Here is a 16,456-nt window from a genome sequence, read left to right as displayed (position 1 = left end):
CCTAACTGAAATCGCAACATGGCGTCCCAAAAGCCCCAAAAATTAAGGCTCCCGTAGGAGCCTTAGCATCAAATCATGTTTACGTCGTCTGACTTACAGTACATCAACAGCATTAAGCTCTTTGAAGGCTTGTTCCAAACGAGTCACCATGCTTGCCTGTGAGGCACGCAGCCACACACGCGGGTCATAGTATTTCTTGTTCGGCTGATCGTCGCCTTTCGGGTTGCCCAATTGGCCTTGCAGATACGCTTCGTTTTCTTTGTAGTATTTCAGGATACCTTCCCATGTTGCCCACTGGGTATCGGTATCGATGTTCATTTTCACTACGCCGTAGCTAACGGAATCTTTGATTTCCTGAGCGCTGGAACCAGAACCGCCGTGGAATACGAAGTCCAGGCTGTTGTGCGGCAGGTTATGTTTCTTGGAAACATATTCCTGAGAATCACGCAGGATGGTCGGGGTCAGCTTCACGTTACCTGGCTTGTATACGCCATGCACGTTACCGAAAGAGGCAGCGATAGTGAAACGTGGGCTGATCGCGTTCAGTTTGGTGTACGCGTAGTCAACGTCTTCTGGCTGGGTGTACAGAGCAGAAGCATCCATGTGGCTGTTATCCACACCGTCTTCTTCACCACCGGTACAACCCAGTTCGATTTCCAGGGTCATGTCGATTTTGGCCATACGCGCCAGATACTTAGCGCAGATCTCGATGTTCTCTTCCAGAGACTCTTCAGACAGGTCGATCATGTGGGAAGAGAACAGCGGTTTGCCAGTCGCAGCAAAGTGTTTTTCACCCGCATCCAGCAGGCCATCGATCCACGGCAGCAATTTCTTCGCGCAGTGGTCGGTGTGCAGAATCACTGGCACGCCATAGTGTTCAGCCATTTGATGCACATGATGAGCGCCAGAAATCGCACCCAAAATTGCCGCCTGCTGACCTTCTGCTTTCAGGCCTTTACCCGCGATGAATGCTGCACCGCCGTTAGAGAACTGAACGATGACTGGCGCGCGCACTTTGGCTGCGGCTTCCAGCACAGCATTGATTGAGTCGCTACCGACACAGTTCACTGCTGGCAAGGCGAATTTGTTTTCTTTTGCTACTGCGAAAACTTTCTGAACGTCATCACCAGTGATGACACCGGGTTTTACGAAATCAAAAATTTTAGACATGTTACGTGTCCCGTTTCGTTGGCCGTGGAGGGGTTAAAGAGGTCGATGTTAAATCGACAGGCTGTCTCGACACGAGATTGCGAACATCACATATCGAGACAACCACAGGAAAGGGGAAAAGCGCCCCTTACCTTAAATTATTGCTTGGCACGTTCTTCCAGCATAACCACTGCTGGCAGTTTTTTCCCTTCGACAAATTCGAGGAATGCGCCACCACCGGTAGAAATGTAGGAGATTTTATCTGCAATACCAAACAGATCGATCGCAGCCAGCGTATCGCCGCCACCTGCAATAGAGAACGCGTCGCTATCTGCGATAGCACGGGCGATGGTCTCGGTTCCTTTACGGAAATTAGGGAATTCGAAGACGCCAACCGGGCCATTCCACAGGATGGTCTTGGCATTCTTCAGAATTTCAGCCAGACGCTCAGCGGACACATCACCCAGATCCAGAATCTGCTCTTCGTCTTTGATTGCCGTAACAGACTTCAGCGTTGCAGCTGCAGTTTCAGAGAATTCTGACGCGACACGCACATCGCTCGGTACAGGAATATCACAGGTTTCCAGCAGCTTTTTCGCTTCAGGAATCAGGTCAGCTTCGTACAGGGATTTGCCCACGTTGTGGCCTTGTGCAGCAACGAAGGTGTTAGCGATACCGCCACCAACGATCAGCTGATCGGCGATTTTAGACAGTGAATCCAGTACGGTCAGTTTGGTGGAAACTTTAGAACCACCAACGATAGCGACCATCGGACGGGCTGGTTTGCTCAAGGCTTTACCCAGCGCTTCCAGCTCACCAGACAGCAGCGGGCCCGCACAAGCGATAGTGGCAAATTTACCCACGCCGTGGGTGGAAGCCTGCGCACGGTGTGCTGTACCGAATGCGTCCATTACGAACACATCACACAGCGCCGCGTATTTCTTGGACAGGACTTCGTCGTCTTTCTTCTCGCCTTTGTTAAAGCGGACGTTTTCCAGTACAACCAGCTCGCCTTCGGCGACATCAACACCATCCAGGTAATCTTTCGCCAGACGTACAGGAGAAGACAGTTTCTCTTTCAGGTAGTCAACAACAGGCAGCAGAGAAAACTCTTCGTTGTACTCGCCTTCGGTCGGGCGTCCCAGGTGGGAAGTGACCATAACGCGAGCGCCTTGTTTCAGGGCGATTTCGATGGTCGGCAGAGAGGCACGGATGCGCGCATCAGACGTCACTTTCCCTTCTTTTACTGGTACGTTCAGATCCGCACGAATAAGAACACGTTTACCAGCCAGATCCAGATCGGTCATCTTAATTACAGACATGGTGAATCCTCTTGTTGATTCTCTTTTAAAGTTGCTTGAGCGAGATAGCGACCCTAGATCGCCACCGTCGTACTAGAAACCGCTGGCCGCCATCGCCCGTGTTGTATCCAACATCCGGTTGGCAAAGCCCCATTCGTTATCGCACCAGACCAATGTTTTAATCAGATGCTGACCACTGACCCGAGTCTGCGTACCGTCGACAATGGCACTGTGCGGATCGTGGTTAAAATCAGCCGACACTAGCGGCAATTCAGTGTAATCAACTATACCACGAAACGACTCATGCGCTGATTTTTGCAATAGTGCGTTAATTTCATTCACATTTACGGCTTTCCTGACGCTAACGCTCAGGTCAATTGCCGTGACGTTAATCGTCGGTACACGCACCGAGATCGCCTCAAAACGATCGACAAACTGCGGAAAAATACGGGTGATCCCCGCCGACAGTTTAGTATCTACCGGAATGATCGACTGGCTGGCGGCTCGTGTACGCCGCAGATCGTGATGATAAGCATCGATCACCGGTTGATCGTTCATCGACGAGTGAATCGTCGTCACCGTACCATTCTCGATACCAAAGGCATCATCCAGCAGTTTGATGACCGGGATAATGCAGTTGGTCGTGCAGGATGCATTGGAAACAATGCGGTGCCCGCTTTCCAACTGATGGTGATTGACGCCAAACACCACCGTGGCATCCAGATCCGTCGTTCCCGGATGAGAAAACAGCACTTTCTTTGCACCTGCCGCCAGATGGGCTTCCCCATCTTCCCGGCTACCGTAGACGCCGCTGCAATCCAGCACGATATCGATACCGAGTTCTCGCCAGGGCAATGGCTGAATATCTGTCTGATGCAACAGACGAATACAGTCATCACCGACATAAAGCTGGTCGCACTCCTGACGCACATCCCACGAAAAACGGCCGTGACTGGAGTCGTACTTGAGCAAATGCGCCATGCCTTCCGCGCTCGCCAGCTCATTAATCGCCACAACCGTAATCTCGGCTCGACGGCCCGATTCATACAACGCACGTAAAACACTGCGGCCGATGCGGCCAAAACCGTTTATCGCAATACGAATCGTCATGGCGTTCCTTGTGATTCCTTGTGTCGTGGCAGAGTTACCCAGCGCATAGGATATACCCTTCTTAGACACCAGAGAACCCCTGGAGAAACGCCGTCAGCACAACAACTGAAACGCTTCAGCTAGAATAAACGAATTAACGCATAAAAGAAATATTCTCGTTTGGCACACGCCAGAAGAGTGACCTGCGTCATAAAAATGAAAAAGCCGCGATCGGGGGACAAACAACGCGCATCGAGAGGTAGGTTAAGTTAAAGATGAAAAAAAAGCCGCCAGCGTTAGCTGACGGCTTCTCATATCGAGATTAACGCGGCGTGATTACTTCAGCAGCGCCTGCGCTTTTTCAACGACGTTATCGACAGTGAAGCCGAATTCTTCGAACAACAACTCAGCCGGGGCCGATTCGCCGAAGCTCGTCATGCCGACAATCGCGCCGTTCAGGCCGACGTACTTGAACCAGTAGTCCGCGATACCCGCTTCAATTGCTACGCGTGCCGATACTGCTTTTGGCAGCACTGCTTCACGATAGGCAGCATCCTGCTTGTCGAACGCATCCGTAGACGGCATGGACACTACGCGTACCTTGCGGCCCGCAGCAGTCAGTTTGTCATACGCGCCGACAGCCAGTTCAACTTCAGAACCGGTGGCAATCAGGATCAGCTCAGGTTGACCCTCGCTGTCTTTCAGCACATAGCCGCCTTTTGCCACGTTCGCCAACTGCTCAGCAGTACGTGGCTGCTGCGCCAGGTTCTGACGAGACAGGATCAGCGACGTCGGGCCATCCTGACGCTCGATTGCGTATTTCCACGCCACCGCCGTTTCCACCTGATCCGCCGGACGCCAGTTGCTCATGTTCGGCGTAACGCGCAGGCTTGCCAGTTGTTCAACCGGCTGGTGAGTCGGGCCGTCTTCGCCCAGACCGATGGAGTCGTGGGTGTAAACGTAGATGCTGCGGATTTTCATCAGCGCAGCCATACGCACGGCATTACGCGCGTATTCCACAAACATCAGGAAGGTTGCGGTGTACGGTACAAAACCACCGTGCAGCGCAATCCCGTTGGCAATCGCCGTCATACCGAATTCGCGCACGCCGTAGTGGATGTAGTTACCCGCGTGGTCTTTATCCAGTGAAACCGAGCCAGACCAGATGGTCAGGTTGCTCGGTGCCAGGTCAGCAGAGCCGCCCAGGAATTCCGGCAGCAGTTTGCCGTAAGCTTCCAGCGCGTTCTGTGATGCTTTGCGGCTGGCGATTTTCGCCGGATTCGCCTGCAAATCGTCGATAAATTTCTGTGCGTCTGCCTGCCAGTTGGTCGGCAGTTCACCGCCGGTGCGGCGTTTGAACTCAGCAGCCAGCTCAGGGTAAGCACTGGCGTAGGCAGCAAACGCCTCGTCCCAGGCCGCTTCTTTACGCTGACCGGCCGGTTTGGCATCCCATGCGGCATAAATGTCAGCCGGGATATCAAACGGCGCGTGCGTCCAGCCCAGTTGTTCGCGGGAAGCCGCGACTTCCGCATCACCCAGCGGTGCACCGTGGGAATCGTGCGTACCGGCCTTGTTCGGTGAACCGAAGCCAATCACGGTTTTGCACATCAGCAGCGACGGCTTGTCGGTGACTAGCTGTGCTTCGCCGATAGCGCGCTTGATAGCGTCCGCATCGTGACCGTCTACGCCGCGCACAACGTGCCAGCCGTAGGCTTCAAAGCGGGCAGCGGTATCGTCGGTAAACCAGCCTTCAACGTGACCGTCGATGGAGATGCCGTTGTCATCATAAAACGCGGTCAGTTTACCGAGCTTCATGGTGCCTGCCAGCGAGCAGACTTCGTGGGAAATCCCTTCCATCATGCAGCCGTCACCCAAGAAGGTGTAGGTATGATGGTTAACAATTTCGTGGCCCGGACGGTTGAACTGTGCTGCCAGCGTGCGCTCGGCAATCGCCATACCCACTGCGTTGGCAACACCCTGACCCAGCGGGCCGGTGGTGGTTTCAACGCCAGCGGTGTAACCGTATTCAGGGTGGCCTGGGGTTTTGGAATGCAGCTGACGGAAGTTTTTCAGTTCTTCAATCGGCAGGTCGTAGCCGGAGAGATGCAGCAGGCTGTAAATCAGCATGGAAGCGTGGCCGTTGGACAGTACGAAGCGGTCACGGTTGGCCCAGTTAGGGTTGGTCGGATTATGGTTAAGATAATCGCGCCACAGCACTTCGGCGATATCGGCCATGCCCATCGGTGCACCAGGGTGACCGGATTTGGCTTTCTGCACCCCATCCATGCTCAGCGCACGGATAGCATTGGCAAGTTCTTTACGAGAGGACATGCTTGACTCCAGATCGGATTGAACGACTGCCTTTCTTGAATAATCGATAAAAAACAACAATTTAAACAAGAATGACAAAATAAATATGATTACAAATGTACATGAAAAGCAGAGGGAATGCACATGGAACCGTGAGCAAAAAACAGGGATTTATCGGCTAACGAATCAATGGCGGTTCTTTTGCCAATTGTGCAGTGGATTGCAGCGCCATACGCACTGTTTTCCAGTGGGTTTACCTTTATCTACAGCCTCTTTTTGGAACGCTTCGGAAACAAAATTCATGGCCTACGGGCTATCAGAAAAAATACAAATCAGATTTTCCGATCTATTTATCAATGCCGTTTTCGGGTACCTTAAAGCCGCTTTTTTGATATTAAAAAATAAACATTAATCGTATGGAGATGATTTTTATGGCTATTCGTTCTTCTGTACTGGCGCTGTGTGTCGCAACCTTGCTGACTGGCTGCCAGAACTTAAACACCAGTACCTTAATGCAATCCGGCGCACAGGCTTTCCAGGCGGCAACACTCAGCGATGCTGATGTGAAATCGCTCAGCAATCAGTCCTGTGAGCAAATGGATAAAGAAGCAAAGATTGCCCCTGCCGACAGCAAATACACACAGCGCCTGAATAAAATTGCAGATGCGCTGGGTCATGACATCAACGGTACACCGGCCAACTATAAGGTTTATCTGACAAAAGACGTTAACGCTTGGGCAATGGCTAACGGTTGCATCCGCGTATACAGCGGCCTGATGGATATGATGAATGACAATGAAGTGGAAGGCGTTCTCGGCCACGAAATTGGCCACGTTGCGCTGGGCCACACTCGTAAAGCCATGCAGGTTGCCTATGCGGCGACTGCTGCACGTACTGCCATTGGCTCTGCGGGTGGCGTAGCGGCGTCCCTGTCACAGTCTCAACTCGCCGATCTGGGAGAAGAACTGGTTAATTCCCAATTCTCTCAAACTCAGGAAACGCAGGCAGATGATTACTCCTTCGATCTGCTGAAGAAGCGTGGCGTCAAGCTGGAAGGTCTGGCAAGCAGCTTTGAAAAACTTGCCAAACTGGATGCCGGTCGTGAGAGCAGCATGTTCGATTCTCACCCTTCATCAGAAGGCCGTGCGAAACACATTCGTGAACGCATTGCTGCTGGGAAGTAATTCCACGTCCTGATTACTTGCAAAACGTCTACCCAAGGGCAATTGAAAAAATCTCAATTGCCCGCTAGTCATCCGACCACTATCATCCCCATCATATTCACGGTAAGCTGTTACATAACAGCTATCTGCAATCGCTTCTATCTTCTTCATGATAGGATTTAAGAATTAATAGATATAAATAGATAGCTATTTTCAATCATATTTACTTTTCGTTCTCTTTTTAAGAAACGAATCTCGGCAGATTTCCAGATGCTGGAAGCAGCACTCCGCGAATGCGGCGGCATACGGAAAAACAGACAATCGCGATTAACACAGAGACATCCGTCGCAATAAACAAGAATGATGGAGTAACCCCCTGTATTTAAAGATAGAAATAAACCAGTAAATCAAGCATACTATGTTAAACCAATAAAATTTTTTCCAGTTTGATCATATAGATATATGATAAAACCTGTTGTCGCGCCGCAGGTTTCTCTAGAAGCTCCACCTTTTTAGCGATTTAAAGGCATTTCAGGATCGCGATTTCTTAATAACTGGATAACATCAGCAACGATTATTGGTTTATGGCCACTTTCAGACAATAAACTCATATGTGTTAAAAATCATGGATGTGAGAATTTTCAGTAAATGCAATTTTACCACGGTGGGATTACGGGAAATCCTATCTAGTATCCCTATGCTCTCGATAAAACCCGTCAACAGGTTTACGCTGCAGCAAGGAAAGAAGAAATGTATTTTCATCATTGACGGTAGCAGCGAGGGCTTTGAGGAATACTACGAGTCGATAAGAACTCACTTTTATAATATGGCGTCGTCGTTCGTTATCATCAATAATTCTCCCAATCACCCTCCCGTGTGCATTGACGAAAAAACGATTCTTATTTCAAAGTCAGCAGCCATCGATTCTTTTTATAAATTACTCGATTTCGTCCACCTTCACGACCGCCGTTTATTCAGTCCCGTCAGACTGTCAAAATCTGAATATGCCGTATTCCAGCATTGGTGTGCGGGCTACACAGCGGAAGCGATTGCCGATATCATCGGATTAAATAAGAAGTCAGTACTGAACAGCAAATCACGATTACTGAATAAATATGGCGTTCAGGATAAAAACTCTTTACTGCTTATTGCTAAAATTATCTTCAAAGACAGCGTCATTGAAGAATTTGATTCCCTTCCAAAACCAGCCACTGATATCAATATGAGTCATTCGCTTATCTGAGCGATAGACGAAAAAAAGGGATGCTCACTCGCATCCCTTTTTACTCAATCAGTCACACTTATTCTTCATCTTCCAAATAAGTATAGCCGTACAGCCCGGTTTCAAACTCCTCCAGGAACTGCGCCTGAAGTTCGGTATCCAGGTCAGTTTCTTTCACCTGATCGCGGAAACGGGTCATCAGCACTTTGGGGTCAAGCTGCACATACTCCAGCATGTCGGCAACCGTATTCCCTTCGTCAGACTCTTCAATCTCAACGGTGCCATCCTGGAAGACAAACACGTCAACGGTCGACGTATCGCCAAACAGGTTATGCATATTCCCCAGAATTTCCTGATAGGCACCGACCATAAAGAAGCCCAGCAGCGGCGGGTTTTCTGGATCGTAAGGCGGCATTGGCATCGTCGTCGCGATCCCGTCACCATCGACATAATGATCGATCGTACCATCGGAATCACAGGTGATGTCGAGCACGACAGCACGGCGCTCAGGCGGCTTGTTTAGCCCTTCCAACGGCATTACTGGGAACAACTGATCGATCCCCCATGCATCCGGCATGGATTGGAACAGCGAGAAGTTGACATACAGCTTGTCAGCCATCCGCTCCTGTAATTCATCAATCACCGGCCGGTGCGCACGGTTGCTCGGATCCAGCTGTTCCTGAATCATCTGACAGATGCTCAGATAAAGCTGCTCTGCTTTCGCACGCTGCGTCAGATCCAACATGCCGTGCGTGTATTGGGTGTGCACGTCGTGCAAATCCATCTGGCTATCGTGCAGCCATTCACGCAGCGAACGGCGTTTCCCCGGCTGCTTGATTTCTTTCCAGGTTGACCACAGGCTCTCCAGCGCACGCGGAGCGCCTTCTTCCGGCTCAGTCGGGTCACTGAACTCGTTGCGTTCAACCCCGATAATATTGGAAACCAACACGGTATGGTGCGCGGTTACCGCACGGCCAGATTCGGTGATGACCGTCGGATGTGGCAACCCGTTTTCGTTACAGGCATCACCGATACCCCAAATCACGTTGTTGGCGTATTCGTTCAGGCCATAGTTCACTGAACAATCAGACTGAGAGCGCGTGCCTTCATAATCCACGCCCAACCCGCCACCGACGTCGAAGCACTGGATATTTACGCCCAGCTTATGCAGTTCGACATAGAAGCGCGCAGACTCACGCACGCCCGTCGCGATATCACGGATATTCGCCAACTGCGATCCCAGATGGAAATGCAGCAGTTGCAGGCTATCCAACCGCCCTGCTTCGCGCAGCATCTCAACCAGTTGCAGAACCTGGACCGCCGCCAGACCAAACTTGGATTTTTCACCGCCGCTGGATTGCCACTTGCCCGACCCCTGAGAAGCCAGACGCGCACGGACGCCAAGGCGCGGCACCACATTCAAGCGCTCGGCTTCTTCCAGCACCAGCCGAATTTCGGACATCTTCTCGATGACCAGATAAACCTTGTGGCCCAGCTTTTCACCGATGAGTGCCAGACGGATGTATTCACGGTCTTTGTAGCCGTTACACACAATCACCGTGCGGGTCATGCCCGCGTGGCCCAGTACTGCCATCAGTTCCGCTTTTGAACCAGCTTCAAGACCCAACGGTTCACCGGAATTAGCCAGTGACTCAATGACGCGACGATGCTGGTTAACCTTGATCGGATAAACCAGAAAATACCCGCCTTCATAGCCAAACGATTCGCGAGCCTGTTTAAACGCAGCGTTAATAGAACGCAGGCGATGCTGAAGGATTTGCGGAAAGCAGAACAGCGCAGGAAGGCGCTGATGGTTATCTTTCTGCATGTCTTTGACCAATCTGGCCAGATCGACGCGAGCTTCTGGTACGTCAGGATCTGGGCACACGCTAATGTGGCCGAGTTCATTGACGTCATAGTAATTATTGCCCCACCAGGCAATATTGTAAGTACGAAGCATTTCGCTGGCATTACGGTCATTCATGGCAACCTCCTGCATAGAGCGCAAATTTTCATGTTTACCCGTCGCTGACGAGCCGTGATGAATCATGTCGTCAGACATAACGAACCTCTTCTTTTTCTAGACTGCGGATCACATCAGTACCTGAATAAACAGCCCACATGAGCATACCTGCAACATGCGGCATCGACAGTGAAAAAACCGGCGTAGTGAAGTATGCCGTCACTTTATTACTCTTATTAGTGTAAAACACGTTGTCAGGCTCCGTGTTACGGGTCGATAAAACTCGTTGTGAAAACCACCGGGCGAACGTGACCAGAAAGACGCTAAACGCTTCTGGCAGAAAGAATAACAGGCAGGTTAACCAGCCCTGGAGTCCTGTGTCGAATTTAAAGACAGGCTACGTCGAGAAACGGAAAAGAAGGGTTGAGTCGCGGACGCGGTAGCGTCAAAAGGGACATATTGCGAACGCAATACACTCAGTAAACAACGGATCATTAATCCTACCACCTCCACGTGCGCCGCAGGCTATGCGGTCAGCTATCAATAAAAATTCAAGATGTCGCGGGTTGCATCACCGCTCGCCGTTTATACCTACATGCTGCTGGAAAAGCAAAATGAAAATTACCGCTAGTCATCTCTTGTAAAAGAAAAAACGGCCGATGATAAAAGGACGATGGCGTGCTAATGCGAAAAACTACTGGCACTGAGACCAAAAGGTGACCTAAAATAGCCATCCAGATGTTAATCCGTCTATACCGATTAACTGATACACTGCTTAACGGCTTTGATTTGAAGGTAAAGAAACTCATGGCTAAACACCTTTTTACGTCCGAGTCAGTCTCTGAAGGACATCCTGATAAAATTGCTGACCAGATTTCTGATGCGGTTCTCGACGCCATTCTGGAGCAAGACCCAAAAGCGCGTGTCGCTTGTGAGACTTATGTAAAGACCGGAATGGTGTTAGTCGGTGGTGAAATTACTACCAGCGCCTGGGTCGACATTGAAGAAATTACCCGTCGTACCGTGCGTGATATTGGTTATGTCAATTCTGAAATGGGCTTTGACGCTAACTCTTGTGCCGTACTGAGCGCGATTGGCAAGCAGTCTCCTGACATCAATCAGGGCGTTGACCGCCGCGATCCACTGGAACAAGGCGCAGGCGATCAGGGTCTGATGTTCGGTTACGCGACCAACGAAACCGACGTACTGATGCCAGCACCCGTGACTTATGCACACCGTCTGGTTCAGCGCCAGTCAGAAGTCCGCAAGAGCGGCTCTCTGCCGTGGCTGCGCCCGGACGCGAAGAGTCAGGTCACGTTCCTGTACGACGATGGCAAGATTGCTGGCATCGATGCCGTGGTGCTGTCTACCCAGCATTCAGAAGACATCAGCCAGAAAGATCTGCATGAAGCGGTGATGGAAGAGATCATCAAGCCAGTTCTGCCTGCAGAATGGCTGTCTGCCAATACCAAATATTTCATCAACCCAACTGGACGCTTTGTTATCGGCGGCCCAATGGGTGACTGCGGTCTGACTGGTCGTAAAATTATCGTTGATACCTACGGCGGCGCGGCACGTCACGGCGGCGGTGCGTTCTCTGGTAAGGATCCGTCTAAAGTAGACCGTTCTGCTGCCTATGCTGCACGCTATGTTGCCAAGAATATCGTCGCGGCAGGCCTGGCCGATCGCTGCGAAATTCAGGTGTCCTACGCTATCGGCGTGGCAGAACCGACGTCCATCATGATCGAAACCTTCGGCACAGAGAAAGTGTCCACCGAGCAACTGACGCTGCTGGTGCGCGAATTCTTCGATCTGCGTCCTTACGGCTTAATCCAGATGCTGGATCTGCTGCATCCGATTTATCAAGAAACAGCTGCCTATGGTCACTTTGGCCGCGAACATTTCCCGTGGGAAAAAACGGACAAAGCCGCAGAGCTGCGTGAAGCTGCGGGCCTGTAATCTGGCGATGCAATAAACACCAAACGGCGAATGAGAGTTCGCCGTTTTTCATTCTACCTCCCTCGCATTTCCCTCCGCTTCGCCTATTGCGTCTCCCTGCCACTCAATTTATGCTCACAGCAATGAACACACCCCGAATCCCCATTGCCAGCCATCAGGCTGTGATGCGCTGTCTGCGTGATAAATTGCAGCAGGCTAACCTCACCTTGAAGACGGACTACACCGAGCCAGCAGTAAATTACCAGCAACGCGGTTCAACGGCAGGAACGGCCTGGCTGCAACACTGGGAAATCCGGCTGAATCCCGTCTTGTTGCAGGAAAACCAACAGGCCTTTATCGATGAAGTGGTTCCCCATGAGTTGGCTCATCTGCTGGTTTATGCACGTTTTGGCCGTGTCGCACCGCATGGCAAGGAATGGCGCTGGATGATGGAAAACGTGCTGTGCGTCCCGGCAAAACGCACGCATCGGTTTGCGGTTCAGTCCGTACAGGGGAAAACCTTCACCTACCTGTGTGATTGCCAACGGCATGAGTTGACGATCCGTCGGCACAATCGGGTGTTGCGCGGCGAAACAGAATATCGCTGTCGTCGTTGCGGGAAAACCTTACGTCATGATGTAAAAAGTTCTATTTAAAAGGGAATTTCCAGTTTTAAAAACTGCTTTTGCATTTGCCTGCCGACGAGACATCCGGTAGTCTGCCAACTTTACAGCCAGTGGATTATTTGGAATATGCTACGCAAAATTCTCGCTATCACCGCCGTAGGCGCGGGTCTGTTTTCGGCCACCGCGCTGGGTCAAAACATCAATAATTTTTCGCAAGCAAAAGCCGCCGCTGTCGACATTAATCGCGATGCGCCGGGTTCGTTCTACTGTGGCTGCAAGATTACGTGGCAGGGCAAAAAAGGCACGCCCGACCTTGAAGCCTGTGGCTATCAGGTGAGGAAAAATGAGCAACGTGCCAGCCGTATCGAATGGGAGCACGTTGTACCCGCCTGGCAGTTTGGCCACCAGCGTCAGTGCTGGCAGGATGGCGGCAGAAAGAACTGTAACAGCGATCCTGTCTACCGTGAGATGGAAACCGATTTGCATAACCTGCAGCCCGCTATCGGCGAGGTAAACGGCGATCGTGGTAATGCCATGTATGGGCAATGGAACGGTGGTGCATCCCAGTATGGTCAATGCGAGATGAAGGTCGATTTCAAAAATAATCTGGCAGAACCGCCCGCTCGCGCTCGCGGCCAGATCGCGCGTACCTATTTCTACATGCGCGACCGCTATCAGTTACGTCTTTCCAGCCAGCAAACCCAGCTGTTCGAAGCCTGGGATAAGCAATACCCCGTCACACAGTGGGAATGTACCCGCAATCAGCGCATCGCCGCAAAACAGGGAAACCCGAATCCCTACGTTCAACAAGCTTGCCAGCGCTAGTTCGTCTACCTACTATAGCGAATCAATTTCCAGCGTAACCACCGTCAGATGACGGTGGTTTTGCGCCGTTCTATTTTATTCAAAGGTCTGAATCCAGTATGCGAGTACCACGCATTTTTCATCCCGAAACGCTCCCCCTTAACGGCGGTGAAGTCGACCTGAGTGACGATGCCGCCAATCATGTGGGTCGCGTGTTACGCATGACGACGGGTCAGTCATTGCAGCTGTTTGATGGCAGCAATCATGCCTTTGATGCAGAAATCATCGCGGCTGGCAAAAAGAGTGTGCGCGTTCGCTTCACAGCAGGTAAGTTGGAAGATAAAGAATCGCCCCTACATTTACATCTGGGACAGGTGATGTCGCGCGGTGAGAAGATGGAATTTACCATTCAGAAATCCATCGAGCTGGGCGTCAATGTGATTACCCCACTGCTTTCTGAACGCTGTGGCGTCAAACTGGATGCCGAGCGTATGGAGAAAAAAATTAGCCAGTGGCAGAAAATTGCAGTTGCCGCCTGTGAACAGTCCGGCCGCAATTGTGTACCGCTGGTGCGGCCAGCGATGACACTGGAAGCCTGGTGTGCAGAACAAGACAACGCGTTGAAATTGAATCTGCACCCACGCGCCACACAGAGCATCAATACGTTACCACTGCCGGTCGATCGGGTCAGGCTACTGATCGGCCCGGAAGGCGGGCTCACCGCCGGTGAAATTACCATGACCTCAGAACACGGATTCACTGATATCCTGTTGGGGCCACGCGTTTTGCGCACAGAAACCACTGCACTCACCGCCATGACCGCCTTACAGGTACGTTTCGGCGATTTGGGGTAAAGGAGAAAAGAATGATCAAACTCGGTATCGTGATGGACCCGATTGACACCATCAATATCAAGAAAGACACCAGCTTTGCCATGCTGCTGGAAGCACAGCGCCGTGGTTGGGAACTGCATTATATGGAGATGAACGATCTCTATATGCATGCGGGCGTCGCGCGCGCAACAACGCGTCGCCTGAGCGTCCAGTACGATTACGACGGCTGGTACGATTTCTCCGGCGAGCAGGATATTGCGCTGGAAGAGTTGGATGTGGTGCTGATGCGTAAAGATCCGCCGTTCGACACGGAATTCATCTACGCCACCTATATCCTTGAACGTGCGGAAGAAAAAGGCACGCTGATCGTCAACAAGCCGCAGAGCCTGCGTGATTGCAATGAGAAGCTGTTCACCGCCTGGTTCCCGCATCTGACCCCTGATACGCTCGTTACGCGTCGTGCAGACAAACTGCGTCAGTTCCATGAAAAACACGGCGACGTCATTCTCAAACCGCTCGACGGCATGGGCGGCGCGTCTATTTTCCGTTTGAAGCAGGATGATGCCAACGTCTCAGTCATCATCGAAACGCTGACCGAACACGCAACCCGCTACTGCATGGCGCAAAACTATCTGCCTGCAATTAAAGACGGCGACAAGCGTGTGCTGGTGGTGGACGGCGAACCCGTTCCTTACTGCCTGGCGCGTATCCCGAAAAGCGGTGAGACACGTGGTAATCTGGCAGCCGGTGGTCGCGGCGAAGCACGTCCGCTGACCGAAAGCGACTGGAAAATCGCCCGTGATGTCGCACCAACGTTAAAAGCCAAAGGCCTGATTTTCGTCGGTCTGGATATTATCGGTGACCGCCTGACAGAAATTAACGTCACCAGCCCGACCTGCGTGCGTGAAATCGAAGCGGCTTACCCGGATGTTTCCATCACCGGTATGCTGATGGACGCCATTGAAAAGCGTCTGGCTGCACGTACCCGCTAAGACCAGAGACACCTGATACGCTACCCGGCCCGCGCAATACGGGCCGTTTCTCCAACGCTGACGGATATCGATTAAAATACACAATGAATTTACAGCATCACTTCCTCATTGCTATGCCAGCGCTACAGGACTCTGTATTTAAACGTTCGGTGGTCTATATCTGCGAACATAATGAAGACGGAGCCATGGGGCTGATCATCAACAAACCGATGGATCAGTTTTCCGTGGAAAAGGTGCTGGAAAAGCTAAAAATAGACCCAACACCGCGCGATCCCGCCATCCGATTGGATAAACCCGTCTTTGTGGGTGGCCCACTGGCGGATGACCGTGGCTTTATCCTGCATACGCCCTGCCCCGGCTTCGGTTCCAGCATCAGTATTTCTGAAGACACCATGATCACCACGTCAAAAGACGTGCTGGAAACGCTAGGCACACCCCAGCAGCCGAAAAATACGCTGGTCGCCTTAGGCTATTCCGCTTGGGAGAACGGTCAGTTGGAAGAGGAACTGCTGGATAATGCCTGGCTAACAACGCCAGCCGATCAAGACATTCTGTTCCATACGCCCATTGCCGAACGCTGGCGGGCGGCGGCCAGAAAGTTGGGCATCGATATTCATAATATCTCCACTGAAGCAGGACATGCCTGATGGCCAGCAGAACCATTCTTGCCTTTGATTTTGGGACAAAAAGCATCGGTGTCGCTATCGGTCAGGAAATTACCGGTACGGCACGCGCACTGACATCGTTCAAGGCACAGGAAGGGATACCTGACTGGCAAAAAGTGGAGAAGCTGTTGTCAGAATGGCAGCCCGATCTGGTCGTCGTCGGCCTGCCGCTCAACATGGATGGCACCGAGCAACCGCTGACGGCACGGGCACGGAAGTTCGCTAACCGACTGCATGGCCGTTTTGGCATTGCTATTGAGCTACACGATGAACGTTTGAGTACGGTGGAAGCGCGAGCCGATCTCTTCGAACGCGGTGGCTTTAAAGCGCTGGATAAAGGGAGCGTAGACGCTGCCTCTGCGGTGATTATTCTGGAGAGTTGGTTCGAAGCACAGCTTTAA

General features: G+C 51.6%; 15 protein-coding genes. 9 read left to right on the top strand and 6 right to left on the bottom strand.

The annotated features are described in order from the left end of the window. Nucleotides 1-93: 93 nt before the first annotated feature. The 4 genes from fbaA to tkt form a co-directional block, all read right to left on the bottom strand. Nucleotides 94-1,170 carry a class II fructose-bisphosphate aldolase gene (gene fbaA / locus QWJ20_RS12960; RefSeq protein WP_095700681.1) on the bottom strand — a complete coding sequence of 359 codons (1,077 nt, stop codon included), beginning with the start codon at nucleotides 1,168-1,170 and terminating at the stop codon, nucleotides 94-96. A 137-nt stretch (nucleotides 1,171-1,307) separates the two neighbouring features. After that, the gene (pgk, locus tag QWJ20_RS12955; RefSeq protein WP_039305500.1) at nucleotides 1,308-2,471 is read right to left on the bottom strand and encodes a phosphoglycerate kinase; all 1,164 of its coding nucleotides are present in this window, start codon (nucleotides 2,469-2,471) and stop codon (nucleotides 1,308-1,310) included. Nucleotides 2,472-2,543: 72 nt separating this feature from the next. Then, nucleotides 2,544-3,560 carry an erythrose-4-phosphate dehydrogenase gene (gene epd / locus QWJ20_RS12950; protein ID WP_433992702.1) on the bottom strand — a complete coding sequence of 339 codons (1,017 nt, stop codon included), beginning with the start codon at nucleotides 3,558-3,560 and terminating at the stop codon, nucleotides 2,544-2,546. 315 nt (nucleotides 3,561-3,875) lie between these two features. Further along, nucleotides 3,876-5,870: a transketolase gene (gene tkt, locus QWJ20_RS12945; RefSeq protein ID WP_433992701.1), complete on the bottom strand. Its 1,995-nt coding sequence runs from the start codon at nucleotides 5,868-5,870 to the stop codon at nucleotides 3,876-3,878. Between the two features lie 410 nt (nucleotides 5,871-6,280). On the opposite strand from tkt, the gene QWJ20_RS12940 reads away from it, so the two are divergent. Both QWJ20_RS12940 and QWJ20_RS12935 read left to right on the top strand, forming a co-directional pair. Further along, complete coding sequence (locus QWJ20_RS12940; protein ID WP_095700683.1) at nucleotides 6,281-7,033, top strand: M48 family metallopeptidase; 753 nt, start codon at nucleotides 6,281-6,283, stop codon at nucleotides 7,031-7,033. A 676-nt stretch (nucleotides 7,034-7,709) separates the two neighbouring features. Further along, the gene (locus QWJ20_RS12935) at nucleotides 7,710-8,255 is read left to right on the top strand and encodes a helix-turn-helix transcriptional regulator (protein WP_095700684.1); all 546 of its coding nucleotides are present in this window, start codon (nucleotides 7,710-7,712) and stop codon (nucleotides 8,253-8,255) included. Nucleotides 8,256-8,313: 58 nt separating this feature from the next. Here the strand turns inward: QWJ20_RS12935 and speA are convergent, their stop codons facing one another. Both speA and QWJ20_RS12925 read right to left on the bottom strand, forming a co-directional pair. Further along, a complete protein-coding gene (speA, locus tag QWJ20_RS12930) occupies nucleotides 8,314-10,296 on the bottom strand; it encodes a biosynthetic arginine decarboxylase (protein WP_095700685.1) in 1,983 nt (660 codons plus the stop codon). Then, entirely contained in the window at nucleotides 10,289-10,447 is a 159-nt protein-coding gene (locus tag QWJ20_RS12925) for a hypothetical protein (RefSeq protein ID WP_165707522.1), read from the bottom strand. The genes speA and QWJ20_RS12925 overlap by 8 nt, the downstream gene beginning before the upstream one ends. Before the next feature lie 557 nt (nucleotides 10,448-11,004). Here QWJ20_RS12925 and metK point away from each other — a divergent pair. The 7 genes from metK to ruvX all read left to right on the top strand — a co-directional run bounded on the left by metK (nucleotide 11,005) and on the right by ruvX (nucleotide 16,456). After that, the gene (metK, locus tag QWJ20_RS12920) at nucleotides 11,005-12,156 is read left to right on the top strand and encodes a methionine adenosyltransferase (protein WP_010295424.1); all 1,152 of its coding nucleotides are present in this window, start codon (nucleotides 11,005-11,007) and stop codon (nucleotides 12,154-12,156) included. A gap of 122 nt (nucleotides 12,157-12,278) precedes the next feature. Then, nucleotides 12,279-12,791 (top strand): SprT family zinc-dependent metalloprotease, encoded by a 513-nt coding sequence (locus QWJ20_RS12915; protein ID WP_095700686.1) that lies wholly within the window; start codon nucleotides 12,279-12,281, stop codon nucleotides 12,789-12,791. A gap of 96 nt (nucleotides 12,792-12,887) precedes the next feature. Next, entirely contained in the window at nucleotides 12,888-13,586 is a 699-nt protein-coding gene (endA, locus tag QWJ20_RS12910) for a deoxyribonuclease I (RefSeq protein ID WP_433992700.1), read from the top strand. A 98-nt stretch (nucleotides 13,587-13,684) separates the two neighbouring features. Continuing rightward, nucleotides 13,685-14,419 (top strand): 16S rRNA (uracil(1498)-N(3))-methyltransferase, encoded by a 735-nt coding sequence (rsmE, locus tag QWJ20_RS12905; protein WP_174867143.1) that lies wholly within the window; start codon nucleotides 13,685-13,687, stop codon nucleotides 14,417-14,419. Nucleotides 14,420-14,430: 11 nt separating this feature from the next. Further along, nucleotides 14,431-15,390: a glutathione synthase gene (gshB, locus tag QWJ20_RS12900; protein WP_010285797.1), complete on the top strand. Its 960-nt coding sequence runs from the start codon at nucleotides 14,431-14,433 to the stop codon at nucleotides 15,388-15,390. Between the two features lie 83 nt (nucleotides 15,391-15,473). Beyond that, nucleotides 15,474-16,037, top strand: a complete 564-nt coding sequence (locus QWJ20_RS12895; RefSeq protein ID WP_095700688.1) for a YqgE/AlgH family protein — start codon at nucleotides 15,474-15,476, stop codon at nucleotides 16,035-16,037. Then, nucleotides 16,037-16,456, top strand: coding sequence for a Holliday junction resolvase RuvX (gene ruvX / locus QWJ20_RS12890; protein ID WP_109411617.1), 420 nt, complete (start codon nucleotides 16,037-16,039; stop codon nucleotides 16,454-16,456). Before QWJ20_RS12895 ends, ruvX begins: the two co-directional genes overlap by 1 nt.

It is taken from the genome of Pectobacterium sp. S5, assembly GCF_051707265.1.
GTDB lineage: Bacteria > Pseudomonadota > Gammaproteobacteria > Enterobacterales > Enterobacteriaceae > Pectobacterium > Pectobacterium polare.
Note: the sequence above shows the minus strand (reverse complement) of the source record. Positions and strands in the feature narration are given on the sequence as shown.